At 50.0% G+C, this 24,668-nt stretch carries 24 protein-coding genes; 10 read left to right on the top strand and 14 right to left on the bottom strand.

The window, feature by feature from the left end:
- Nucleotides 1–136 precede the first annotated feature (136 nt).
- Nucleotides 137–691: a TetR/AcrR family transcriptional regulator gene (locus AB3R30_RS10810; RefSeq protein WP_458649189.1), complete on the bottom strand. Its 555-nt coding sequence runs from the start codon at nt 689–691 to the stop codon at nt 137–139.
- 97 nt (nt 692–788) lie between these two features.
- Between AB3R30_RS10810 and AB3R30_RS10805 the strand changes: the two genes are divergently transcribed.
- The 4 genes from AB3R30_RS10805 to AB3R30_RS10790 all read left to right on the top strand — a co-directional run bounded on the left by AB3R30_RS10805 (nt 789) and on the right by AB3R30_RS10790 (nt 4,591).
- Nucleotides 789–1,409, top strand: coding sequence for a glutathione S-transferase family protein (locus AB3R30_RS10805; RefSeq protein WP_458649188.1), 621 nt, complete (start codon nt 789–791; stop codon nt 1,407–1,409).
- A gap of 23 nt (nt 1,410–1,432) precedes the next feature.
- Nucleotides 1,433–2,419, top strand: coding sequence for a flavin-nucleotide-binding protein (locus tag AB3R30_RS10800; protein ID WP_458649187.1), 987 nt, complete (start codon nt 1,433–1,435; stop codon nt 2,417–2,419).
- Nucleotides 2,420–2,461: 42 nt separating this feature from the next.
- Nucleotides 2,462–3,877: a DUF2252 domain-containing protein gene (locus AB3R30_RS10795; RefSeq protein WP_458649186.1), complete on the top strand. Its 1,416-nt coding sequence runs from the start codon at nt 2,462–2,464 to the stop codon at nt 3,875–3,877.
- A 312-nt stretch (nt 3,878–4,189) separates the two neighbouring features.
- The gene (locus AB3R30_RS10790; RefSeq protein WP_458649185.1) at nt 4,190–4,591 is read left to right on the top strand and encodes a hypothetical protein; all 402 of its coding nucleotides are present in this window, start codon (nt 4,190–4,192) and stop codon (nt 4,589–4,591) included.
- Between the two features lie 256 nt (nt 4,592–4,847).
- On the opposite strand, the gene murD is transcribed toward AB3R30_RS10790, so the two are convergent.
- The gene (murD, locus tag AB3R30_RS10785) at nt 4,848–6,323 is read right to left on the bottom strand and encodes a UDP-N-acetylmuramoyl-L-alanine--D-glutamate ligase (protein WP_458649184.1); all 1,476 of its coding nucleotides are present in this window, start codon (nt 6,321–6,323) and stop codon (nt 4,848–4,850) included.
- Between the two features lie 10 nt (nt 6,324–6,333).
- Here murD and AB3R30_RS10780 point away from each other — a divergent pair, with 10 nt between their 5' ends.
- The gene (locus tag AB3R30_RS10780) at nt 6,334–6,942 is read left to right on the top strand and encodes a Uma2 family endonuclease (protein ID WP_458649183.1); all 609 of its coding nucleotides are present in this window, start codon (nt 6,334–6,336) and stop codon (nt 6,940–6,942) included.
- Here the strand turns inward: AB3R30_RS10780 and shc are convergent.
- Nucleotides 6,932–8,872, bottom strand: a complete 1,941-nt coding sequence (gene shc, locus AB3R30_RS10775) for a squalene--hopene cyclase (RefSeq protein WP_458649182.1) — start codon at nt 8,870–8,872, stop codon at nt 6,932–6,934. The two genes, AB3R30_RS10780 and shc, sit on opposite strands and share 11 nt — an antisense overlap.
- Before the next feature lie 25 nt (nt 8,873–8,897).
- On the opposite strand from shc, the gene AB3R30_RS10770 reads away from it, so the two are divergent.
- Nucleotides 8,898–10,226, top strand: a complete 1,329-nt coding sequence (locus tag AB3R30_RS10770) for a glycosyltransferase (protein WP_458649181.1) — start codon at nt 8,898–8,900, stop codon at nt 10,224–10,226.
- 10 nt (nt 10,227–10,236) lie between these two features.
- Here the strand turns inward: AB3R30_RS10770 and AB3R30_RS10765 are convergent, their stop codons facing one another.
- The 4 genes from AB3R30_RS10765 to AB3R30_RS10750 all read right to left on the bottom strand — a co-directional run bounded on the left by AB3R30_RS10765 (nt 10,237) and on the right by AB3R30_RS10750 (nt 14,081).
- Nucleotides 10,237–10,923: a 5'-methylthioadenosine/S-adenosylhomocysteine nucleosidase family protein gene (locus AB3R30_RS10765; RefSeq protein ID WP_458649180.1), complete on the bottom strand. Its 687-nt coding sequence runs from the start codon at nt 10,921–10,923 to the stop codon at nt 10,237–10,239.
- A 7-nt stretch (nt 10,924–10,930) separates the two neighbouring features.
- A complete protein-coding gene (locus AB3R30_RS10760; protein WP_458649179.1) occupies nt 10,931–11,809 on the bottom strand; it encodes a ferritin-like domain-containing protein in 879 nt (292 codons plus the stop codon).
- Between the two features lie 282 nt (nt 11,810–12,091).
- Nucleotides 12,092–13,051, bottom strand: a complete 960-nt coding sequence (locus tag AB3R30_RS10755) for an NAD-dependent epimerase/dehydratase family protein (RefSeq protein WP_458649178.1) — start codon at nt 13,049–13,051, stop codon at nt 12,092–12,094.
- 7 nt (nt 13,052–13,058) lie between these two features.
- Entirely contained in the window at nt 13,059–14,081 is a 1,023-nt protein-coding gene (locus AB3R30_RS10750) for an HD domain-containing phosphohydrolase (RefSeq protein ID WP_458649177.1), read from the bottom strand.
- A 633-nt stretch (nt 14,082–14,714) separates the two neighbouring features.
- Here AB3R30_RS10750 and hetR point away from each other — a divergent pair.
- Nucleotides 14,715–15,623, top strand: a complete 909-nt coding sequence (hetR, locus tag AB3R30_RS10745) for a heterocyst differentiation master regulator HetR (protein ID WP_458649176.1) — start codon at nt 14,715–14,717, stop codon at nt 15,621–15,623.
- Between the two features lie 38 nt (nt 15,624–15,661).
- On the opposite strand, the gene AB3R30_RS10740 is transcribed toward hetR, so the two are convergent.
- Nucleotides 15,662–16,393, bottom strand: a complete 732-nt coding sequence (locus AB3R30_RS10740) for a hypothetical protein (RefSeq protein WP_458649175.1) — start codon at nt 16,391–16,393, stop codon at nt 15,662–15,664.
- 79 nt (nt 16,394–16,472) lie between these two features.
- Between AB3R30_RS10740 and AB3R30_RS10735 the strand changes: the two genes are divergently transcribed.
- Complete coding sequence (locus tag AB3R30_RS10735) at nt 16,473–17,360, top strand: alpha/beta fold hydrolase (RefSeq protein ID WP_458649174.1); 888 nt, start codon at nt 16,473–16,475, stop codon at nt 17,358–17,360.
- Nucleotides 17,361–17,570: 210 nt separating this feature from the next.
- Here the strand turns inward: AB3R30_RS10735 and AB3R30_RS10730 are convergent, their stop codons facing one another.
- From AB3R30_RS10730 to AB3R30_RS10710, 5 genes are read right to left on the bottom strand one after another with little or no spacing between them, the layout of a single operon-like run.
- The gene (locus AB3R30_RS10730; protein WP_458649173.1) at nt 17,571–18,344 is read right to left on the bottom strand and encodes an SDR family oxidoreductase; all 774 of its coding nucleotides are present in this window, start codon (nt 18,342–18,344) and stop codon (nt 17,571–17,573) included.
- A 23-nt stretch (nt 18,345–18,367) separates the two neighbouring features.
- Nucleotides 18,368–19,456, bottom strand: coding sequence for an alpha/beta hydrolase (locus AB3R30_RS10725; protein WP_458649172.1), 1,089 nt, complete (start codon nt 19,454–19,456; stop codon nt 18,368–18,370).
- A gap of 32 nt (nt 19,457–19,488) precedes the next feature.
- On the bottom strand, nt 19,489–20,001 hold the full coding sequence (locus AB3R30_RS10720) for a (R)-mandelonitrile lyase (RefSeq protein ID WP_458649171.1): 513 nt from the start codon (nt 19,999–20,001) through the stop codon (nt 19,489–19,491).
- Between the two features lie 20 nt (nt 20,002–20,021).
- The gene (locus AB3R30_RS10715) at nt 20,022–20,450 is read right to left on the bottom strand and encodes a cyclophilin-like fold protein (RefSeq protein ID WP_458649170.1); all 429 of its coding nucleotides are present in this window, start codon (nt 20,448–20,450) and stop codon (nt 20,022–20,024) included.
- Between the two features lie 4 nt (nt 20,451–20,454).
- The gene (locus AB3R30_RS10710; protein ID WP_458649169.1) at nt 20,455–20,637 is read right to left on the bottom strand and encodes a hypothetical protein; all 183 of its coding nucleotides are present in this window, start codon (nt 20,635–20,637) and stop codon (nt 20,455–20,457) included.
- A gap of 227 nt (nt 20,638–20,864) precedes the next feature.
- On the opposite strand from AB3R30_RS10710, the gene AB3R30_RS10705 reads away from it, so the two are divergent.
- Nucleotides 20,865–21,800: an AraC family transcriptional regulator gene (locus AB3R30_RS10705; protein WP_458649168.1), complete on the top strand. Its 936-nt coding sequence runs from the start codon at nt 20,865–20,867 to the stop codon at nt 21,798–21,800.
- 52 nt (nt 21,801–21,852) lie between these two features.
- Here AB3R30_RS10705 and AB3R30_RS10700 read toward each other — a convergent pair whose 3' ends face one another.
- The gene (locus tag AB3R30_RS10700; RefSeq protein WP_458649167.1) at nt 21,853–24,123 is read right to left on the bottom strand and encodes a pentapeptide repeat-containing protein; all 2,271 of its coding nucleotides are present in this window, start codon (nt 24,121–24,123) and stop codon (nt 21,853–21,855) included.
- A gap of 331 nt (nt 24,124–24,454) precedes the next feature.
- On the opposite strand from AB3R30_RS10700, the gene AB3R30_RS10695 reads away from it, so the two are divergent.
- Entirely contained in the window at nt 24,455–24,625 is a 171-nt protein-coding gene (locus tag AB3R30_RS10695) for a hypothetical protein (RefSeq protein WP_458649166.1), read from the top strand.
- The last annotated feature ends 43 nt before the right edge of the window (nt 24,626–24,668 follow it).

Here is a 24,668-nt window from a genome sequence, read left to right as displayed (position 1 = left end):
ACGCAAACGGCAGCTTTACGATTACGCCCCACCAATAGCCGAAGTAACCTAACTAACTCATGAGCTATGGAAAATCAATTGATTAATCGCGCCTTCCAACCTCAAGCTGAACCTCTTTCCATCGGCGATCGCAATCTCATGCATCCAAATCTCGGCAGAGTTGTTGGGGAAGTTGTTGAAGCGATCGTTGAAAAACTTTAGGATTATTCAATCCTTGCGACACAATTAAACTGCCCTGTAGTGCAATGACCATATCCTCTCCGCGCTGCTGAGCCGTGGTGCGATCGAGACCTGCATCTACTAAAACTTGTGCCACCGCCGTAATCCAAGCACAATATCTAGCCTGAACGCGATCGTGGAAGAGATCTCGTGCTGACCCTAGAAGCAATGTCGCTGATATGCAGGGCTGTTGACCCGCCTCATAGAGTTCACTCAGGCGATCGCACATCCGATGGAGCTTTTCTAGGGCAGTCCCCTTTCCTTGCAAACTCGGTAAGACATTCTCTGTCAGCCATTGCTCCAGATAATCCATCACTGCCTGTACCATCTCATCCTTGCCCTTAGGGAAATGGTGATACAGACTTGCCTTGCCTAAGCCCGTCGCTTCAGAAATCCTCGCCAGCGTCGCTCCGTCGTAGCCATATTGGCGAAACAGTTGTAGTAAGCAAGGAATGTAAGTGTCTTTGGGCATGAAAAGTAATTTTGAAACGACCTATTGACATTATACCGAACGAACGGTACAGTTTTTTAGACCGAACGAACGGTACAAAAAATACAAGGAGAATTTCATGAAGCTCTACTCCCATCCTTTATCCTTGAACGGCTACAAAGTTCGGCTATTACTAGCGTTGCTCAATCAAGAATACGACTATGAAAACGTAGACCTAGTGAGAGATCGCCAGAAATCTGATGATTTTTTGGCAATGCATCCTCTGGGTCAAGTTCCTGTCTTGGTGGACAGTGATTTCTCCATTTGGGACTCCCAGGCAATTTTAGTCTACTTGGCTCGTAAGTTTGAGAACGAGCAGTGGTTGCCACTCACGGCGAAGGCAAACGCACAAATTACTTCCTGGTTATCTTTCGCTGCTAAAGAGTTAGCGCTTGGGTTGGCAGCAGCGAGAGTACATCATCTTTTGGGAGGACAAGGAATCAACTTTGTGACTCGCCTCAACATTGAGATTGACCAAGCCATTTCTCAAAGCGAGAAATCTTTAGAAGTTCTCAATTACTATCTTTCTAGCCACCACTGGCTAGTGGGAAATGCGCCTACGATTGCAGACATTGCTTGCTTTCCGGCGATCGAGTTTGCCCACGAAGGGAAAACCAGCCTGAGTGCCTATCCTCATGTGCAAAACTGGGTCGATCAAGTGAAACACCTGCCAGGCTATGTTTCCATGAAAGAACTGTAGACATTAAATGGAGAGAACGCATTATGACAATCCCAGGCTGGACTCGCACCGAATCTCCCTTTCATGCAGGCGAATTGGCAATTCAAGCTCGCCTGGGAGTACACGAACAGATAGATAAACAAGGACGACGAGTGATTCGAGAGTTTCTTCTCGATCAACATCGACAATTCTTTGCCCAATTGCCTTATGTGATTGTGGGTACAGTCGATGCAGCAGGATATCCCTGGGCTTCCATCTTGATGGGGAATCCCGGCTTTCTCTCCACTCCTAGCGATCGCACTTTGCACGTTGCTGCGAAACCTCTGTTTGGTGATCCATTAGCAACCACGATCGCCAATGGAATCGACATTGGTTTATTGGGCATCGAATTGCAGACTCGCCGCCGAAACCGGATAAACGGAAGTGTGATTGCGACAGGGAGTGATGGCTTTGAGCTACAGGTAAAGCAATGCTTTGGCAACTGTCCCCAGTATATCCAAGCCCGCCAATGCGAATTGACTGCGTTTAATCCAGCAGAACCTAAATCTGTCCATTTGGTAGAATGCTTGGAGGAACCAGAGCGAACGATAATCGCAGCGTCTGACACTTGCTTTATTGCGACTGCTTATCAAGCTGAGTCGGCGGCATCTGCCAGTGGTATTGATGTTTCCCATCGCGGCGGCAAACCGGGTTTCGTAAGGATCGATGACGATCCTGATGGTAGCTACGAAGCAGCACGCACACTAACGATTCCTGATTTTTCCGGCAATCATCACTTCAACACTTTTGGCAATCTGGAATTTAATCCCCGTGCAGGATTGCTGTTTATAAATTTCGATCGAGGCAACTTACTCTACTTGACGGGCACTGCCGAAGTCATTTGGGAAGGGGCTGAAGTTTCTGTTTATGAAGGAGCAGAGCGATTGCTCCGCTTTCATCTCGATCGCGGCTATCGGGTTGAAGGTAGCCTTCCCCTGCGCTGGTCAGCCCCAGAATTTTCACCGTTTCTCGATCGCATGGGTTCTTGGTAATGCCATCCGAAATTATCATTGAATCAAATACTTTTTTAATCTATGAACAATCAATTGAACGATCGTTCCTTGAATCGTCAGACTAAGCCTCTTGCCATTGTCGATCGCATCGCTGCTGGAAAAGCGCTGCGCCAAACCGTCAAACGCTCTGATCATGCTGCCTATCAACCGCCCCCAAACCGCGAAGATCCGATCGCGATTCTGGAAGCTCAAGCCGAGACTCGCGTAGCAGAGTTGGTGCCTATCCGCTATGCCCGCATGTTGACCTCGCCGTTTGCGTTTCTGCGGGGTTCGGCAGCCGTGATGATTCAAGATATTGCCCCTGCCTCAACCACAGGCTTAACCGTGCAGGCTTGCGGCGATATGCATGTGTCTAATTTTGGCGTGTTTGCTTCCGCCGAGCGGAGTTTGGTGTTTGCGATCAATGATTTTGATGAAACCTATGTTGGCGCTTGGGAATGGGATCTGAAACGATTGGTGGCTAGCGCTGTGGTGGCGGGGCGATTTTTGGGGGGCGATCGCGTTGTTTGCGAAGCCGCTGTCCGAGCGGTGGTGCAATCCTATCGTCAACACTTACATGAGTACGCTGGAATGGGCTATCTCGACCTGTGGTATGCCAACATCACCGAAGCCGATTTACTCCAAGCCTTGCCCACCGAAGCTCACAAAAAAGCTACCCAAATCCTGACAAAAGCCCGTCAACGCACCCATCTTCAAGTGCTAGAAAAAATGACGGATTTGATTGACAATCAACAACACATTGTCGAAGCCTCTCCTCTGGTCGTTCGAGCAGAGACGATTCGCGGCGAAGAAGCAAGTGTTGAAACCATTAGGCAGCTAATCCAGAATTATCTTGCTTCTCTAAGCTCAGATCGCCGTTTTTTGGCATCGCGATATCGCATCCTAGATGTTGCCCGTAAGGTAGTGGGTGTAGGCAGTGTTGGCACTCGCTGTTGGGTCGCTTATTTGCAAGGAACCGATGCGAGCGACCCCCTATTCTTGCAAATTAAGGAAGCCCAGCCTTCAGTATTAGCGCCCTATACGGAGATCCTCTGTAGCTATCGATTACCGGATGACCATCAAGGACACCGGATCGTGACGGGGCAGCGATTGATCCAGGGTGCGCCCGATATTTTTCTGGGCTGGGGTGAACTAGATGGAATTCACTACTACATCCGTCAACTGCGGGATATGAAAGGGGGCGTTAAGCTTGAACCGGGCAAGTTTCAAGTCGCGCGACTGCCAGACTACTGCCACATCTGTGGTTGGGCACTGGCTCTGGCTCATGCGAAATCGGGCGATGCGGCGATGCTGGCAGGCTATATGGGCGAAAACGCCGCACTGGATGATGCACTGGTAAAATTTGCCTTTGCCTATGCCGAGCAAACTGAGCAAGATTACGATCGCTTAGCCGATGCCGCTAAACAGGGACGCATTCAAGTTGCGATCGAATTTTGACCCAGAATCCCACTCGCTATATCAATTTCATATTTTCTTGCTTTACTCTAACGAGAACAGCTAATGTTCTTATCGTCAGAAAGAAAGATGTTTAATAGTCCTAACTAATGGTTTTACGGGATGTGCAACTTTCCCAATAGCCTCACCTAAATCCCGCTCTGGAAGAAGGATTTAGGTAAGGGTCAAAATTGATGGCATGGCAAGGGTTTTCAGCATTTTCACAAAAATTATCCGAAGTATTGTTTAAGGGATCTTCAATGGGATAATCAGAATCACGCTAGGAACAGCGATGTAAGGGTAAGAGGATGACCTGTGGGACAGTATGAGCGCTTGATTATGATGGCTGAAGATGAACTGACGCAATATAGTACTGATGCCCGGAAAGTAGAGAAACTGCGCCAAAAAATTGGTCTGTCCGTCAGTGCGAGGGAGCAACAGCAGATCAAAGAAACCTTAGTAGCCGAGATTCCCACTGATCCCATTAGTCAAATCATTGTTGATCAGCGGCAAACCGTAGCTCTTCCTTTTTGGGGTATTGCTGGTTTGGGCTTGCTGTTTGGCATCTCCATGCTGCAACCCTTAGACCTGATTGTCACGGTGGTTGGAGGTGCCTTGGCGATCGCCCTTCAGCGCTACGGTTGGAAACTTGAAGCAAAACGCTTATTGCTGCAAACCTTGTCAGAGATTGAGGAAAGCACGCGCAAGCCAAATTGAATGACGAATGACGAAGGGCGAATGACGAAGGGCAAATGATGAATGGCGAAGGGCAAAGATAATTTTTATTTAATTCACCTGATGTGCAACTAAAGTCCAGCCCTCATCCCCCCGCCCCTTCTCCTGCCTTGGGAGAAGGGGCGCAAGAGTGTTTCAAAGTCCCTCTCTCGCTCTGGGAGAGGGATTTAGGGTGAGGGCTATTAGGAAAGTCGCACATTGCGTTAATTCGTAACTTGTAACTCGTAATTTGTAACTCCTACTCGTTTTCTTGACACAGTTGGCGGAAATGATCGCCGCGTTGCTCGAAGTTTTGATAGTGGTCAAAGCTGGCACAGGCGGGGGAGAGCAGCACGACGGCAGCACCTAACTGAGGAGCCAATTCCCGCGATCGCGCGATCGCCTGCTCCATGGTTTCAACGATTTCGTGATTAGAATAGTTTACCTCGTTCAATCGATTCGCAAAGGTGGGGGCAGCGTTGCCAATCAGCAGAACGGCTGCTGCTTTTTGTTGAATGGTGGCAATCCAAGCGTGGTCGTCTCCTTGTTTGGCTTCGCCGCCTGCGATCAAGATTGCCGGACTTTTGACAGCAGCTAGCCCAACTTGAGCCGCATCATAATTGGTGGCTTTGCTGTCGTTGATAAAGTCAATGCCTTGCCAAGTGCAAATGTATTCTAATCGGTGGGGCACTCCTGGAAAACTTGCTACGGCTTCGGCGATCGCCTTTTTGTCAATTCCTGCTAATCGGGCGGCAGCTACTGCCATCAATAGGTTTTGCTGATTATGGCTTCCAGGCATTTTGAATAAACTAGCTGGGAAAATTAATTCGGCTTGAGTTCTCACCCACCCGTCTTCAATGTAGACGCTCAAATTAGGATCACCAGGGATATTTGCCAAACCTTGCACACTCGTCCAGCAGGTATCTGATCGCATCGGTTCTGCCATCAATTTGCCAACGCTGCGAAGGTAGGGATCATCGGCGTTGAAGATTTGAAATTGCGATCGCTGCAATAGTTGCGCCTTGATGGTGTAATACTGCTCTAGGGTTTTGTGCCGACTGAGGTGATCGGGGGTAAAGGTCGTCCAGATGCCAATTTGAGGAGCAATGGAGGAAGACGCTTCAATTTGATAGCTGCTGAGTTCCGCGATCGCCCAATCCGGTTTTTTAGCCGCCAGAGCCACTTCACACGCCGCATAGCCAATGTTGCCAAATGCTGGAGCATATCGCCCAGCCGCTGCAAAAATAGCCGCCGTTAATGCAGTGGTCGTCGTTTTGCCATTGGTGCCCGTAATGCCAACCCAAGGAATATCTTTTAAATTACGCCATGCTAATTCCATTTCGCCAATGGTTTCAATGCCCAACTCACGGCAGCGCAATAGCCCTGGTACATCCCAAGGCACCCCTGGACTGACGACGACCAACCCAGGCGCTAGCGCTTCAGGATCAAAAAAATTGCCTAAGTTGACCCCAATTCCTTCAAGCTCTAACTGCTGTTGTTGCTGTTGCAGCACTTCTGAGTTGCCAGAATCATTGACGACTACTTGCCAACCTTCACGTTTGAGCAATCGGGCTGCGGCTATTCCTGATTTTCCTAGACCGATTACGCAGGCTTTAGGCATAGCTTCTGAGTTAGAGTCCCTAATTTTGCACTCCTCATAGTACTGCTTATCTGGATCACGCGATCGCGTTGAACAATGCGAATCGTTATAATCCCAGACATAAGATGAATTCACTCAAACTCCTATGAATCTTTCCACAGGTAAACACGCCCAAGCTCCTACTATCAAACGCTTCACGCTAGAGGAATATCATCGCTTAGGTGAGCTTGGTTTTTTGACAGCCAGCGATCGCATCGAATTGATTCGAGGAGAATTAGTATACATGGCAGCCAAAGGAACCGCACACGAGGTTTGTTTAACAAAGTTGATTCGAGAGTTTCCCAGATTGCTGGCTGATCAAGCCCCTGTGCGATGCCAGTCTCCAATCATTCTCACTAATAGTGAACCAGAACCCGACTTGACGATCGTCAAGAATCGCTCTGATGACTATTTAGAGTCACATCCAAACTCGGAAGATCTATGGCTATTAATTGAAATTTCCGACTCTTCTCTAACCTACGACCAGGAAACAAAGCTGAGTCTTTATGCAGAACACAACATTCAAGATTACTGGATCTTTAACCTGCTGGAAAACGTTTTAGAAACTTACAGCGAACCTTATCAAAAATTGCAAGGAGATTTTGGTTATCAAGTTAAAAGAGTGTTTTTGCCCAATGACGCGATCGCCCTGCCTCACTTTCCTGATTTGATCTTAGATTTATCCAAAACCTTTCCTGCAAAAATCACGAATTAAGCAACACCCGATAGCGACTGATCGCCGTTAGGGGGAAGTGCTGTAAATACAAGTGGTATTTGAGGTAAAAGTGCCCAGGAAAGCCCGTTCCAGTGAAGTAATCTTCATCCCAGGTGCCATTGGAGCGTTGGGTATCTAGCAAATATTGCACGCCTCGTTCGATCTCCGCCATTGCATAAGCACCAGTCGCGTCGCCTGCGGCTAACAATCCCGTCAGCGCCCATGCAGTTTGAGAGGCGGTGCTATCACCTTGTCCCATTAAGGAGCGATCGTTGTAGCTAAAGCAAGTTTCGCCCCAGCCTCCATCTTGGTTTTGGCAGGTAACTAGCCAGTTTGCACCGCGATCGATTTCCTGCTGACAGCGATTGGTCGCTAATAAAGAGAGCGCTGACAAAACACCGCTTGTACCATAGATGTAGTTGACTCCCCAGCGCCCAAACCAGCCGCCCTCGGGTTCTTGTTCTTGTTGCAGATAGGCGATCGCGCGATCGATGGCAGTTTGCGGCAAAGATACCGAGCGCTGCGAGGTGCTGTCCAATCGTCCCACCATTTCCAGCACCCGCGCCGTCACATCGGCGGTATTAGGGTCGATCATGGCTTTCAGATCGCCATAGGGCACTTGGTTCAGCCAGTCGGCATCGTTGTTTAGGTCAAAGGCTGCCCAACCACCGCCGTGACATTGCATGGTGGCAATCCAATTCACGCATCGGGCGATCGCCTGTTGTTTGCTCGGTTCATTCGGCATCTGAACCGCATTCAGCGCCATCACGACTACTGCCGAATCATCCACATCGGGATAAAACCGATTAATAAACTCAAACGCCCAAGCTCCCGGCTTTCCAGCCTTATTTTTAACCGCCCAGTCGCCATACTCCAAAATTTGGTGATCCAGCAACCATTGGGCACCTTTGACCAACGCTGGATGATTGGGCGCAATGCCAGAATCGACCAAGGCGCGGATGACCAGCGCTGTATCCCACACGGGCGAAACGCAGGGCTGCATCCAATAACAATCCTCTGTTTCAATGGCAAAGCGATCGACGGACTGCATCCCCCGCACCACCGCCGGATCGTTGGCATCGTATCCCAGCGCCTTCAATGCCAGCAGCGAGTTCAACATGGCGGGAATAATGCCGCCCCAATCGCCTGTAGGTTCTTGGCGCTCCAGTACCCATTTTTCTGCTGCGGCAATTCCTTCTTGGCGAAACGGCACGAGATTCAGCGTTTCTCCTAACTTAAAGGCTTGATCGAGCCACAAAAAGACATCGCTCCAGTCGCCTTTGCTGGGCAGTTCAAACTTGGCATGATTGCGACCTTCGGCATAGAGTTCATCCAAGTTAATCGCGGGATTGACTGCATACAAGGGCTTTTGATTAAACACAATCAGCAGGGGAACAGTGCTGCCCCGCGCCCAACTCGACATTTCATAAATCGGGAAACTGTCGGGCAACAGCATTAGCCAAGGGGGAAGAGAGGGCAAGCCGCTCCAGTCATAGCAGCCGATCAACGCCAGATGAAACTTGGTGAAAATACGGGTTTTGCTAATGCCGCCGCGATCGCAGATAAATTTGCGCGCCCGTTGCAATGCTGGATCAGAGGCAGGTACGCCCAATAACCGCAGTGCCATATACGCTTCAACACTGGTGCTGAGTTCGCCGCGATCGCCATAAAAAAGCTCCCAACCGCCATGATCGCGCTGTTGTTGCCGCAGATAGTTTTCAACTTTGTGCAACGGACGAGTCGCATCGGTGCCCCAAATTTTATGCAGCAGCACCGTTTCCGATGCCATCGTCACGTTCGATTCTAGCGCTGCCCACCAGTAGCCTTCTGCGGTTTGGAGCGACAGCAGATAGTTTTGGCTGCGATCGATTGCCTGATGCAGTTTTTCTAGCGATATATTTGACTGCGAAACTTGATCCTGCGTTTGCATTGATTTCCACTCCTCCCCACCGTTGATGTATTGTGCCCTTGTAACGTTGAGTTTGGCAATCGTGCGGATGGGTGAAGTAGGTTTGATGATGGCGCTACTGTCTACGCTAATTTGGGCGGGACTGCTGGCGTTTTGGGGACAGTTTTGGCGGTGTGATCAGCGGCTAGATAATAGTTCCGAGTTCTCAGTTTTGAATGTTGAGTTAAATTCTAAAATTCAAAACTTAAAACTTAAAACTCAAAATTTATTTCCTTTCGTCTGCGCCATAATTCCGGCTCGAAATGAAGCGGATATGCTGCCGATGACCCTGCGATCGCTGTTGCTGCAAGACTATCCGGGGCAGTTTCACATTGTTTTAGTCGATGACCAAAGTACGGATGGGACGGGTGCGATTGCGGTGGCGATCGCGGCGGAACTGAATCAATCTGATCGGCTAACGGTCATGAGTGCCAAACCGCTACCCGCTGGCTGGACGGGCAAACTGTGGGCGATGGAGCAAGGCGTTCAACAGGCTCAAACGTTCGATCCGTTGCCAGACTATTTTTTGTTGACCGATGCCGATATTGAACACGATCGCGCAAATTTGCTGCAACTGGTGACCAAAGCCCAGCACAATGACTTAGATCTCGTTTCGCTGATGGTGCTGCTCCGCTGTCAAAGCTTTTGGGAAAAATTGCTGATTCCTACGTTTGTCTTCTTCTTCCAAAAGCTGTATCCCTTTCCTTGGGTGAATGATCCTAATCGTGCAACTGCGGCTGCGGCTGGGGGTTGTATTCTAATGCGGCGGCAAGCACTGACCGGGATTGGCGGACTGCAAAGTTTGCGGCAAGCTTTAATTGATGATTGCTCCTTGGCGCAACAGGTGAAAGGGCAAGGAACTAGGGCAGCAAAGGAACGCGATCGCTCATCGTTTAGCACGTCTGCCCCGTCTGGCAAAATCTGGCTGGGATTGACGCAAAGTACGCGCAGCCTCCGCCCTTACGATACCCTGGCAACGATTTGGGATATGGTGGCGCGCACTGCCTACACCCAGTTGGGCTACTCGCCGCTGTTGCTGGTGGGCACCGTGTTTGGTATGATGTTGGTCTATTTGGTTTCCCCGATCGCCGCTTTCAGTGGAGCGTTAACCCAAAACTGGATGCTGAGCGCGGCGGGTTTATTAGGCTGGGTGCTGATGACGATCGCATACTTGCCCACCGTGCGGCTGTATCAATTGTCTCCTGTGTGGGCGATCTGTTTACCCGCGATCGCCCTGCTCTATAACTTAATGACAATCGATTCGGCAATCCGTCACTGGCGCGGACAAGGCGGAGCCTGGAAAGGACGAACTTATCCCGCTGGCGAGTCCGATTAATACCCCCTACCTAAAAGGTAAATAGCCGTTGGGTCAATGCTTGCAAATTTTTTAGCCCGTGTAGGGAACCACGGATTAAGTGAGTGGCTGCGATCGGTTGGCGGAGCAGGGCGATCGCCAAAGCCACAGGCTGTAAGGAACCCTCGGCATTAAAGGCATGGCTGAGATTGGGAATATTGTGATGGCAGTCATCACTAACGACACGCAGGATAGCAGCAGAAACCCCGATCGCGTTCAAGATTTCCAACGCAGCGGCACTTTCCATATCCACTACATCGGCGTTGAACTGAGTCGCAAGCTGCTGTTTGTCGTGAATCGTGGAGATGACGCGATCGCTCGTCACGCTTTGCACAATCGGCACGTTCAGTCGGCTCTGGAGTTCGGCAGTTAAGTTACGATCGCACGCATAGAGTTTGGAGTTCGGAGTTTGGAGTGCGGGGGAAAAACTATCGCCATACAGCACAGCATCACCGATCGCCCATTTGGCAGTTAATCCACCGCATAAGCCCATCAATAAAACTCGCTGTCCTTTGTAAAAATAATCTGCGGTTTGTAGCGATCGCAAGTAAGGCGAGATCGCGGCTCCAGCAGGCGTGGGCAACACGGTCGGCGGCTCCACAACGCCCCGCAACCCTCGACAAACTGCTCGATATTCTGCCCCTTGAGGCACCAAAATAGTTTGAATGAGAGTATTCAAAGCTTTTCTAGCCTCTTGCTCCCACTTCACCCACGGGCTGGCTAACTTTCCGTTTTGGTAAGAGTTTTACTGTATTAAAAGCAAGGGACGCGATCGCAGGCAGGAAATCGGGGCGCAGCAGTTCTTCAGGATACGCCTGCATCCGCTTGGCATTTTCCGCAATGCACATTTCCAAAAAGGCTTCTAGGGTCAAATCGACTTTCACCGCTTTGGCTCCTGCTGCGGTAAACCCTTTTTGGTTCGTCGATTTCTTTTTGCCCTTTTTACCCATACTCATAAAGTTATCCAATCGCCGAAATGCTGCCCCTGTATATTGCTGTACTGAGGAAAATGGACGCAGCGCTCCCCGACCTTCAACAATTTGCTTGTGGGCAATCCAGTTGACGAAAAACACCATATGGCGAGCTTCTTCGTCTACGAGAGTGTTGAAAATATTGAACAGCGCATCGGGAATAAAGCCACCCTGACGGGCAATACCAAACAAGCCAAAGGCAAAAAATGAATCAAAGCATTCGCCATAGCCAAATTTAATAAAAGCAGGCTCTAAGTCTTCAGGTAACGGCTTTTCGGCTCTTTCAGCGACTTGAATGCCGTAGTGATTAATCATATAGCCAATCACCCGACCATGACGGGCTTCTTCTGCCGCTTGAAGCGCGATCGCCGCTCGAATCTCTGGGTCTTCCACCGTTTCAGCATAAGCTTTCAACATTACACCTGCTTTCCGTTCGGTATATAACGCCTCATCCCAAAAGGGAATTCGTTGGAGCCGTTCAATCATGGCACTGTCGAGTTCGGGCCAAGCCAGTGTTTCGGGTTCATACTGCAAATGGCTATTCATAAAGCTTTGGCAAAACAGATCTTTGTGAGCTTCAGACCCAATTTTCATCGTTCACTCCCCTCTTAAAAATTAGATGTCAGGTTTTAGGTGTCAGGTTTTGGGCTTAACTAAGCTCCAACCGAACGGTACTAGGTTTTTAGGGTGCCGCGCTTCTCCACTGTAAGCTACGAGCTAAAAAGAAGACTAGGGGTTCGCTTTGCTTAAGGGTAGGTTTGAGTCGCAGCGAACTGCTCTGGCACGGTATTATAAACGATAAAGTATGACCACTCATTGAGAAGACTTCACTGTCGAAGTCGCGACTAGATTTGGCAAAAGCTTGATAGGTGAAGGTTAGCGTCTAGCTAGGACTAATTCTTTGAGGGTTTGTTCAACGGAGCGCGGCTGCCAACCGAGTTCTTCTCGTGCTTTTGTGGCATCCACTCGCACACAGCGATCGTAGATATAGTGAACCCGCTCTCGGCTGAGGGGCGGTTGCCAAGATAGCAAGCGTCCTACGGGATCAAGCAGATTGCCTAACAAGCGAACAAGCCATTCTGGAGCATCCGCAGGAGCCGCAATTCCTACTTCGCGCCCTAGGATCTCAAACATTTCGCGGGTTGTTAGGTCACCGGCAGAAATAATGTAATGTGCGCCTGATTCCCCTCTTTCGGCGGCTAACAGCAGAGCGATCGCTAAATCATCTACTTGCACAATTCCGGTGACTCGTTGCCCACCTGCCCACAGTTTTAAGCGTCCTTTCAAAAAAGACTGAAGCACGGGACCGAAATGAGGATCGTCTACGCCAAAAATGCCAGAGGGTAAGACGCTAACGGTCTGTAATCCTTGGGCGGCAGCATGATCAACCAGTTGTTGGGCTTCATACTTGGTGCGATCGTAGGCAGAGGAAAACCCTTGCTGTTGACGCACAAAAGTTTCATCGACCGTTTGCCCGTTGGTATCGCCAAAAATGCCAATGGTGCTGCAATAGACCAGTTTGGCTCCTGTCGCTTGGGCGGCTTCCACGATCGCACGAGTGCCTTCTACGTTTACTCGCTGCATCTCTGCTTCGTTGACAATGCCTAGCTCTACATAGGCAGCCAGATGAAACACTACATCTATCCCGATCATGGCAGCTTGGATGGCAGCGCGATCGCTAATTTCCCCATAGACCAAATCGACCTGACAGTCTGCCAAGCGGTGTAAATTGCTAGACTGGCGGACAAAGCCAACCACGCAATCACCTCGCTGATTGAGCGCTTTAACCAAATGCGATCCTGTAAATCCGCTGGCTCCAGTAACTAAGGCTTTCATATAAAACTTACGCAGCAGAAGACGCAGGTTGAATCATTGCACTCGCCGGAATGGTATCTTCTTGCAGGGTTGATAGAATAAATGCCTTAAACTTCGACATTAATTCTGGATTACGCCAGCCCTTTGCCGTTTCTTCATCCAAAATATTCAGGGCTTCAGTATGAGTAAAGGCGCGTTTGTAAGGACGCTCACTGGTAAGGGCATCATAAATATCAATGAGTTGAAAGATCTGCGCCAAGAGTGGAATTTGCTCACCCGCTAATCCATCAGGATAACCCGAACCATCCCAGCGTTCGTGGTGATACCGAATAATGGGCACCACTCCACGCATGGTTCGCAAGGGTTGGCAAATCTGCTCACCGATGGAAACATGTTGCTGCATAATCTCCCATTCATCGGGGGTAAGTTTTCCTGGTTTTAATAAAACTGCATCTGGAATGCCCACTTTGCCAATGTCGTGCAAATAGCCACCCCACATTAAATCGCGAACTTCCCCACGAGCCAGCCCCAAAAATTCGCCAAATTCTTTACCACGAGCGACTAAGCGCTCACAATGGTCACCTGTGTTGGGGTCGCGGCTTTCGATGGTGCGTGCGATCGAAAATAAGACTTTCTCGGCATGGTCTAAGTCTTCATTCAGCCGCTTTTGCCGGATTAGTGATTTAACCCGTGCTGATAGCTCTAGCTGATCGAAGGGTTTGGTGAGAAAGTCATCGCCCCCTGCTTCGATCCCGCGCAACCGAGAGCGGCGATCGTCCAATGCTGTGATGAATATAATGGGGGTCAGCCGAGTATGTTCATCTTGTTTGAGGCGACGACACACTTCAAACCCGTCCATCCCTGGCATCATCACATCTAGTAAAATCAAATCTGGATTGCCAGAATTGACTATTTCCAGAGCGCTTGGACCGCTATCTGCTTCGATCACGTCGTAGCCTTCAACCGATAACAGTGCAACTGCTGTCATCCTGCTAGAGGGATGATCATCTACTACAAGAACTTTTGGATGTTCTGAATCGAGGTAATTCACGGGATGCAAACCTTGCAATAGGAATTAGGGAACGTACAAAAGCGTTTAGCTGAGATTGCCCCACTAGATTCTGAAAAATATTGTCTTCTCAGTATGATAAATCGAGGCATGAGAGAAATCAGGTTTTTTACTGAGATTAATGGCTAACTGCTCTCCTAAGTTAAGGGATAGTTGGCTTGTGTTGCTTCGTAAAGGTTGTTTTGAAAATCTAAAGTGGGCTTTGCAAAAGTTTATTATATTTGAATACGCACTATTGTAAGGCTTAAGCGATCGCGCAGCGCTGACTTACCATTTTGCATCGGTTAAGCTACGTAATTTCACTCAAACTAACTTTAGAGACAGGAGAGAATTGGAGGCAACTGAATTTGGTTAAAGCTGCGAAGTCTGATATTTTTGAAGCGCCATCCGCTTCATACAAGTAAATTCAGGGAATACTTATGTTAACTGTCAACAATGATGCTTTGAAGCGTCTGTTAAGCATGGTTAAGCTATAGCAGTTCGTAGGGCGAGTTGTGACAGCATTATTGGCTCATAAAAAACCGCTTATCTATAAAAAGTGGACTTATTATGGAGCATGAGTATTGTACCCAAAATACTCGTAGCATTACGGTTTAGAGGAATAGCAGTTTAAACATGACCAACGATATCGATTTGATCAAGCGCCTTAGTCCAAGTGCGATGGATCAAATCATGCTTTATTTAGCGTTTAGCGCGATGCGGACTGGTGGGCACCGACACGGAGCGTTTTTAGACGCGGCGGCAACAGCGGCAAAGTGTGCCATTTACATGACTTATTTGGAGCAAGAACACAATCTCCGCATGACGGGGCACTTGCATCACATTGAGCCGAAGCGCGTTAAGGCGATCGTCGAGGAAGTTCGAGAAGCTTTAACAGAAGGGAAACTGCTCAAAATGCTTGGGTCTCAGGAGCCTCGCTACTTGATTCAGTTTCCCTATGTGTGGATAGAGCAGTTTCCGTGGCAGCCGGGACGATCGCGAATTGCAGGGTCTAGTTTAACGTCTGAAGAAAAGCGGCAGCTTGAACAAAAACTAGGCGATCGCAGTTTGCCAGATGCTCAGATTATTAACTCGTTTCAATTTTTGGATCTGATTGAGTTTTTACATGGGCGATCGCAAGAAGATTTGCCGAGCGATCGGCGGATGCCCATCAGCGAAGCACTGGCAGAGCATATTAAACGTCGTCTTCTGTATTCTGGCACTGTCACTCGAATTGACTCGCCTTGGGGGATGCCCTTTTATGCGCTCACCCGCGTTTCTTATTCTCCTGCGGCGGATGAGGAGCGCACGTTCATCATGGTCGAAGATACCGCTCAATATTTTCGCTTGATGAATGACTGGGCAAATCGTCATCCCCAAGTGATGCGGATTTTGGAGGAGTTAGATATTCCTACCGATCGCATTGATCAGGCAATTGAAGAACTTGATGAAGTAATCCGAGCTTGGGCAGATCGCTATCACCAAGTGGGAGGCGTGTCATTTGTCGTTCAAATGGCAATGGGTTCAAGGCAACCTGAGCTTTAAGCTAAGGAATGAATTGGGTTCAGGCAAGTTTGCGATCGCTAGCTGCCATCGCCCAAGATAAAGTCAAAATTTCCTTCGCCAACCGTTTCCCGCAGAGTTCTCAGGGTTTTGATCGGGTCATCATAGGGACCATTAATATAGCAGGGCTTGCCGTGCCGCCCAAAGGTTAAAACGGGTGTGCCGCTCCAGGTCTCCACTGGCTTTCCTAACTGCGATCGCACCTGTTCAAAATCTGGATGGGCTTGAAAGCCTAGAGTTTTGGCATATTCAATACCGCCAAAGACGATCGCTTGAGCCAGTTCCAAAGAGATTTCTTCGGTTCCCGCCGGAAAAGGCTTATAAGCAAATTCCATAAAGTCCTTGTAGGTGCTGGAATCCAATAGGCGTGGACCCGATACATCTTTCACGCCTAAACACCACAAATCGACTAAATAGGTGCAAACTTCGAGCCGATTAAACCCCGCCTTGCGAGATAAAATAATCACGGCTAATCCAGCATCAGCATCGTCTTCTAATTCGGCTGAAGGGGCGATCGCGCTTTCCGTTTGGCGTTCCGGCAGCAACTCAATTAAGCAATTTTGATTGATTAAGCACTGAAAAAGTGGGTATAGCTCGCCAGTTGCCAGCCGAGTCGTCGCCGCTTGTTCGGCATATGCTCTAATGAGAGCGCTCACTTCTGCTGGGCGCAGCCCAAGCTGACGGGCAATTTGCTTTGGGGCGACGTTGCGAGTGCGGAGGTCTAAAACGGCTTGCTCTTGGTCAGGAGTCATCAGAAAATCAGCAAAAGAGTGAGTTCTAGCCTGCCATGCTAAAGGCTAGCTGTAAACGGTTGCCCTGTAAACTAAAGAAATGTATCCAAATTTCCTACCTGCCACCGTTGTTCAACTGACTGAACCCATCTCGATTGAGTTGGCAAAGCAAATTCAGCGACAAGCGATTTTGACGCCGCTTAAAGCAGACGCGATCGCCACAGCATTTGTACAGCAAGGCGTAGGCAACCCGCCAATTTTGCTGCTACATGGCTTTGATAGCTCTGTATTTGAATTTCGGCGATTGCAGCCCCTTCTGGCGATCAATCATGCAACTTGGAATTTAGATCTATTGGGGTTTGGCTTCACCGATCGCCCAGCCGATGTACCTTTCACGCCTGCTGCCATTAAAACCCATCTTTACTGCACCTGGAAAACCCTGATTAATCAGCCGATGGTGCTGGTGGGTGCTTCCATGGGCGGAGCCGCCGCGATCGACTTTGCCCTAACCTATCCTGAAGCCGTCAAGCAACTGATCTTAATCGACAGCGCTGGTTTTGCCGCCGGTCCAGAAATGGGCAAATTTATGATTCCGCCCCTCGGATATCTCGCCACCGAATTTTTGCGTCGTCCCGGCGTTCGTCGTCGGGTGAGCTTGCAAGCCTATACTGACCCCAGCTTTGTCACTGCCGATGCTGAACTGTGCGCCGCGCTACATCTCCAGCTTTCCGGCTGGCAACAAGCCCTAATTGCCTTCACTAAAAGCAATGGCTACAACTTTCTGGCTAACAAAATCGCCCAAATCACCCAACCCACGCTGATTATTTGGGGCGATCGCGATCGCATTCTGGGAATCGCCGATGTCGAAAAGTTTACCGCTGCCTTGCCCCACAGCCAGCTTGTGTGGGTGCCCAACTGTGGACATGTGCCTCATTTGGAAAAACCCGACATCACGGCTCAGGCGATCGGGACGTTCATTGAGGCTTGATGGAGTTCGAGGTTCGGGGTGGGGAGTTCGGATAGAGAACACATTTTTGCCGTTAGCGACCCGTCATTTGCTCCAGCTTTTCGGGATATCGCGCCCCTTGCACTGGAAGTGTCTCATGCGGCTGTTCCAGCCATTCCACGGGTTTGCCGTCGAGTGCCTGCTAGTGGCGATATGAGTCATTTGTTGATGGTGATGGCGGACAATGCTTCATTACTGCACCGTTTGACCGCCATCGATGACCAGGGCATGCCCAATGACGAAGGCGGTCGCGTCCGAGCAAAGCCAGAGGACGGCTGCCGCGATTTCTTCAGGCGTACCCATCCGTCCGACTGGCTCCTCTGAAATCACCTTCGCGCGCCCTTTGTCTGTGCCACCCGTGAAGCGACCCATCATGGGGGTGTCGATGTAGCCGGGACAGACAGCGTTGACACGGATGTTCTGCGACGCATAGTCGAGCGCCGCTGCCTTGGTCAGTCCAATCACGCCATGTTTTGCGGCGGTGTATGCGGGGCTGCCCTTAATGCCGATGACTCCCGCACCGGAAGATGTGTTGACGATCGCGCCGCGTCCCTGCTTGAGGATCAGCGGGATCTCGTGCTTCATGCACAGGAAAACGCCGCGCAGGTCAATGTCGATAATCCGGTTCCACTCCTCCTCGTCGTACTCCGCAACCGGGGCTGCCTGCTTCGGCTCGATGCCCGCATTGTTGAAGGCAAAGTCCAGCCGCCCGAACGCCTCAATGGTTTTGTCCAGCGCCGCCTTCACGTCTTCGGTTTGTGTCACGTCGCAATTAACAGCGATCGCCTGTCCGCCCAGTTCCTCGATCAGGCGTGCCGTTTCTTGATTGCTCGGTTCCGAAACATCAGCAACCACCACGCTGGCACCCTCACGGGCAAACGCCAGCGCCGTCGCTCTGCCGATGCCACTCGCTGCTCCGGTCACAAACGCAACCTTTCCTGTGAAGCCGTTCTCATTCGTTGTCATTTTTTACTCCTTGTGTTGCTCGCTTACTGACTGAGATGCTGATTGAAAAAGGACGTGAGCTTGTCGAACGGGATCAGGTTCACCCGATCGTACAAATCGACGTGTCCCGCGTTCGGAACGATGTAGAGTTCTTTTGGCTCGGCTGCGCGCTTGTAAGCATCTTCACTGAACTCTCTGGAGTGCGCCTCTGCCCCCGTGATGAAAAGCATGGGACGAGGTGAAATTGTCTCAATGTCGTTGAATGGGTAGAAGTTTCCGAACTTGACGATGCTGGTCAGTGTCGGGTGCGTTGTCAGTTGCGGCGACGAACTTGTGGGGGTGTATTCGCCTCTGGGAGTGCGGTAGAAGTCGTAAAACTCGCGCTGAATGGGGTGGGTGGTCTCGTTAAGCTCATGCACTGTGCCGCCTGTGTATTTGGTCTCGCCGCCAGTGAACTCCACATAGCGCTGCTCAGCCGCCTCCGCGATCGCTTTCTGCCTCTGTTCGAGGGTTGTTGAATGCTTCAGCCCATTACGGTATGCCGCACCCATGTCATACATGCTGACCGTCGCAATGGCTTTCATCCGCGGGTCGATCTTGGCGGCACTGATGACAAAGCTGCCGCTGCCGCAAATCCCAAGAACGCCAATCCGGTTTCTGTCAATGAATGGTCGGGTGCCTAGAAAATCGATCGCAGCACTGAAATCCTCGGCATACATATCCGGCAAAACAGCGTTGCGGGTTCGTCCCTCACTCTCGCCCCAAAAGGACAAATCGAGGGACAAGGTGACGAATCCCTGTTCAGCCAGTTTTTGGGCGTACAGATTCGAGCTTTGTTCTTTAACTGCACCCATTGGGTGCCCGACGATGATTGCGGCATTCTTGGCGGTCTGATTCAAGGTTTTGGGAATGAAGAGAGCCCCGGCAACTTGCATGTTGTATTGGTTCTTGAACGTGACCTTCTGCATGGTCACCTTGTCGCTCTTATAGAAGTTGTCCGCCCCCTCAACCACAGTAGATCTCTGGGCGGGTGCCTGGGAGATCTTAGAGGCGCGCGTTTCGTCAAGTGCAACTGCTGCCATCGCACCGATCGCACTCATCAAGAGGGTTGGTATGAGAATGCGGTGTGTCATGAAGTTCTCCATATGTGTATCAATAAATGCTCCTACTGGGTTACGTTTGGTGTCTGATACTGCTCGTCGCTGACCTGTTCCATCCAGTCCACAACCTTGCCGTCGAGTTGTTCCTGAAGGGCGATGTGCGTCATAGCTGTAGTGGCTGTAGCACCGTGCCAGTGTTTTACACCGGGTGGAATGCGGACGACATCACCGGGTTTGATTGCTTGAATTGGTTCGCCCCATTGCTGGACATAGCCAGATCCAGCCGTCACAATTAGGGTTTGCCCCAACGGATGCATATGCCACGCAGTGCGTGCCCTAGGCTCAAAGGTGACACTGGCACCACCTGCGCGGGCTGGGCTTTCTGCTGAGAATAGGGGGTCAATGCGGACGGAACCTGTAAAGTTTTCGGCAGATCCTCTGGTGGAAGGCTGCGAACCGTTTCGCCTCACCTCTACAGGTTGTGGGTTATTACCCGATGGGGCTTGTGCTTGTGCCAGAGGAAAGAACCCCAAAGCCAGCAAAAAAGATGATGCGATCGTGGTCGTAAGCAGTTTCATTTCTATTTCCTTTGACCTTTCTAGTGAATTCGCTCTATCGTCATGTTGACAGAACCAGGAACATTCAATGCTTCGTTGAGTGTCTCTAGGGCAGCATCGATCTTGCCGATCGTGATGATGCCGGGGTCGGGGATAGCCTGTCCATCATGGCGATAATAAATAGCCACATCAGAACTGGGAGACCAGTAAATGATGTCTCCAACGTCATAGGTTTTGGTTCGCCCTCCCTCCTCCGAAAGCGCTCTTGGCAGGTGAGCAAACTTTTCTCTGCCAAACAAATCGTTCATCGTCAGCGTTAATGGCAGCAGGGAGACAAAATCTCGTGTGGTGGGGTTGTCGATTAACGTGGCTGTAACGGCTTTGTCTCCAATTTTGATGTTGATCTTCATACTGTTTGCTTGTTGGGTTGATCGTTTAATCGGCTGCTTCGATGGGGCACTGTCAGGCATCCTGTCATCGGCGCGGCAAGCTGAGCCACTCAGGGACATTGCTAGGGCGACCACCAAAATCAGCATTCTCCTGCCGCAGTTTCTTCGCTGAATGACAAACCATTTCAGATGCATCAAGCCCCCCTTCATGAGTTTTCTCTTGAATAAAAATCCAGACGCTTGCGGGAAGCCGGAATCCCTGTTTCATTGCTTTAACCTCATTCTAGGAACCCTGAAAGGCAAGCAATAGGATGATTGTCTAGAATGGTTGTACAATCCTGTAAACTTGCACTGATTTCGACGCAAGCCACGCTAGATTCTTATATAGGCTTAGCTGCCAAATCCTTTCTAGACGTTGATGCGTCCATAAATCTATTTGAACGGGCATCAGAAATGAACGCTGCAAGAACAAGTGAAAAATTCGGTAGAGCGTTGATGAATGACCTTCAGACTAAGCGCGAGGCAGACCGAGCGGAAGCCAGCCGAGAGGAACTAACGGAGCGAATTACCCAAGCGATTCGTCAGGATGGAGCGATCGAGCCACTGAAAGGATTGCACTTCAACCGTCTTTCTTCTCCTTCGGAATGCATGCATAATGTTTCTATTCCTGCCTTTTGTGTGATTGCTCAAGGCAGCAAAGAAGTCCTTTTAGGCAGCGATCGCTATCAGTACGACCCAATGCATTATTTGCTAGGGACAGTCGCACTGCCGATTGCTAGCCGCATTTTAGAAGCAACCCAGGAAAAACCGTACTTGGGTCTTCGTCTCGATCTCGACCCTACCCTAGTTGGCTCAGCCATGGTTGAGGCAGGCTACCCCTCAGCACAACAAGGTGCCAATGTAAAAGCGATCGACGTCAGTCCATTAGATGTAGCTCTATTAGACGCTGTCGTGCGACTCGTCAGGCTAATCGAATCCCCGGCTGAAGCGCCTGTGCTTGCCCCCTTGATTAAGCGTGAAATCATTTATCGACTGCTGATGGGAACGCAAGGAAATCGGCTGCGTCAGATTGCTGTGCTCGGTGGCTACACCCACCACATTGCCAAAGCTGTCGATCGCCTGCGTAAAGACTTTAACGAACCACTTCGGATGGAAACCATCGCACGAGAGATGGGAATGAGTGTTTCGGGCTTCCATCACCACTTCAAGTCGGTCACTACCATGAGTCCGTTGCAGTTCCAAAAGCAACTGCGGCTCCAAGAGGCTCGCCGTCTGATGCTGGGGCAAAACCTTGACGCGACCAGTGCTGCCTACCGTGTGGGTTATGACGATACCTCGCATTTCAATCGGGAGTACAAGCGGCTCTTTGGTGCACCCCCCATGCGCGATGTGGAGCGGCTGCGAGAGGCTACTAGGGAGACTGCTCGTTAATATGATCCCTCAATTTCTTCAGTTGAGAGGATAGCAATACTCTCCCTGTTCATCACTTAAAGTAAATTAACAGATTGAGTCCGGGAATGGTGCGAGAGAGCGTCCAGAGCAGGAGGGCAATGTAGAGAATTCCGAGCGCCCACTGATACCAAACCAGGGTCGTAATCAGTCCGGGCAGATGTTCATCGCGCAGGCGAATGTCGTTAAAGCCAAATTTCAGCAAGTTGTTAAAGCTGAAGTCAAAGTAGTTGAGCCAACTCCAGCGGCGATCCCACAAGATGGGAACATAGCGTTCACGAAACATCTCGAAGCGAGGCACGATGGGAAGTCGCCCAATGAGAATGCGTAACTGGCGCAGAGAACCTTCTTCGCTAAAGTAGCTGACAGTCATTAAGGAATGATATCGCCCTTTTTGATAGAGCCGGAGCAGCAGCAGCGCCGGAAAGGGAACCGCGATCGCGCCTAAGCTCAGCAGCGTCCAACCTGGATATTCGGCGTTACGAAAAATGGCGCTAAATCCTGCTAAAGACAGCAGGCTGTAAGTACTCATCACCCAAATTGCTTCGGTAGGCGAGGGCACGATTGGGTTGGGGGTGATGCGTCGCCAGCGATCGACCAGCCAAAACAACACGCCAAAATAGGCGATCGCCACCAGCCCCACTCCAAAAATCAGCCAAGTGTTGGTGCCATAGCGACTGAGCAACAACAGCAATCCTAGACTGATACACGCTAGCCCCGTGCCGATCCGACTCAGCGCTTCTTGGCTAGGCGACATGACATCTCTGGCAACCACGCGATCTCGCACATTGATGTAGGTTGCCAGATCGACTGCTCCCAGCGACAGCAATTCTGTTGGGTTGCGGAAGGGAAGTTGGGTGCGCCGTTGAGCGATCGCGGTGGCTTGGTCAGCAGAGAATCCCAGCCGCGTTAACTGTGCGATCTTTGCCGTATTGATATTAACGCCATAGACTTGCTGCCGCAGTTCTCCCCACCGTAACCGCTCTCGCGTATATTCCAACTGATTTGCATCTGAAATTTGCTCCAACCGCCGAAAGTTCCGCACCAACTCCCGTAGTAAATTCTCATTGCCTTGCAGCGTTGGCACGGAAATATATTTGCCAATCTGCCCCGGATTCCCGACAATTTTTGCCTGATCAGAATCAAACCTCAATCCCGGCACGTTTAAATGAGCGCCTTTGGCAAATCCGGCATAGCCAAAGTCCATCCGCCCTAGCAAAGTCGCCCCCCGCAAATTCACAGGCTGATTAAATCGCACTTCCCGAAACAACACCGTTTTGTCAAATACCGCATCAGCAAGAAATAGAGCTTGGCTAAAGGTGCTGCGTGTGAAAAGTACCTGATCGTGCCAAAGTGTCTGAGCAAAATCGGCGTTTCCTTGCCACTGAATCCGGGAGAAATTTGCCGTTTGCTGAAAAACTGCCCGATTGAAATTTGCAGTTGCCTGAAACTCACTGTTCTGAAAATTGACAGCGCCTTGAAACTGCACTTGATCAAAATCCACTTTGGTGAAGAAGATGCTGCTGCGAAAACGGGCATCGCGGCTAAAGGAAGCTCCCGCAAAATTAGTAGACTGACTAAACCGGGCTTGCGACCAGTCAGCGGTTTGCAAAAATTGCGTGCCTTGCGCTTCAACTCGATTCAGAAAAAAGGTGTTGGTGAAATCTGCATTGCCCATAAATCGAGCTTGCATCATTTTAAGGGCACCGCGAAAAGCCGTGATTTGCAGTGAGGTCGCTTGAGGATCAAGATTGGGCGTGGTCAGCAAGGATTTGGAAAGCTTGCCTAATTGAGATAGGCGGCGGCGATCGCGCTGAAGTTGCCCTTGCTCGGTTGCAGAGAAAATGGGAGCGAGTGCCTGTCCATATAGCGGCGCTCGTAGCCCAAGCTGACTGACTTGAAAATCACCTTTGATCACAGAATTGCTCAAATCCAATCCCACTGGCGTACCGGGACGCTGAATTTGGGCTTGCACCAATCGATAAAACTGGTTGCGAAAGTCGCTATTCTCTGGACTCAAATCAATGATTAATCCATGCAAATTAACCGTGGGCAACCCATCGCTTTGCACTAAAGTTTTGAGCCGATCTTGCAGAATTTCTAGCGTCAGCGGCACGCGATCAGGCTGCGCGATCGCCGCCTGTGCCGCAGAACAAAGGAAATTGGGAGTCAGCGGGAATGGAACTATTAGACTAATAAACAGCAGTAGGGCAATCAGCCTGCTGAAAATGGGTCGAGTGATTGAACGAGGCGATCGCGTATCCAAGTCAGATTTGCAAGCATGATGGGCGCTGCGATCGTACACTGAACCATCAACTCAGCGATAGTGAATTGAGAACTCCTAGTTTGTCTAGTGCCTGGGCGATCGCCTCAGTACGGCTTTGTACTTCCCATTTGCGATAAATACTTTCCAGGTGCCTTCTGTGATACCTGGAACCAGTGAGGACGCAGTAGATTTAGGGTGAAGTGATCGCTAATCTTCTAGGATACCTTGCGGGTATTTAATGGTGTATTTGCTGGACAGCAACGCACCCTACGAGAGAGAAGCGAAAAACTAAAAGTTAAGAGGATATTCCTAAAAATAGGAGGACAATAGAGAAGACCATCAGGGGATAGCTGCATATTGCACAGTGAGGATGATTCAATCATTCGGCAACATTGGCACCGAAGATATTTTTAATGGGCAAGATACTAAAATTGCTCGTCGCGCCTGTCCCCAGTCACTTTGGAAAGTCGCTGCACGGAAACTCGATCAGTTAGATTCAGCCGCAGGCCTAGTAGTCTGTCAAGAAAGAATTGATGGATAGAGACGCTTGAGTTTGATGCGGGCATCTTGAGTCGTAAATTGCC

This window comes from Sivoneniella epilithica UHCC 1019, from assembly GCF_040830845.1.
In the GTDB taxonomy this organism is placed as follows: domain Bacteria; phylum Cyanobacteriota; class Cyanobacteriia; order Leptolyngbyales; family Leptolyngbyaceae; genus ULC077BIN1.
Note: the sequence above shows the minus strand (reverse complement) of the source record. Positions and strands in the feature narration are given on the sequence as shown.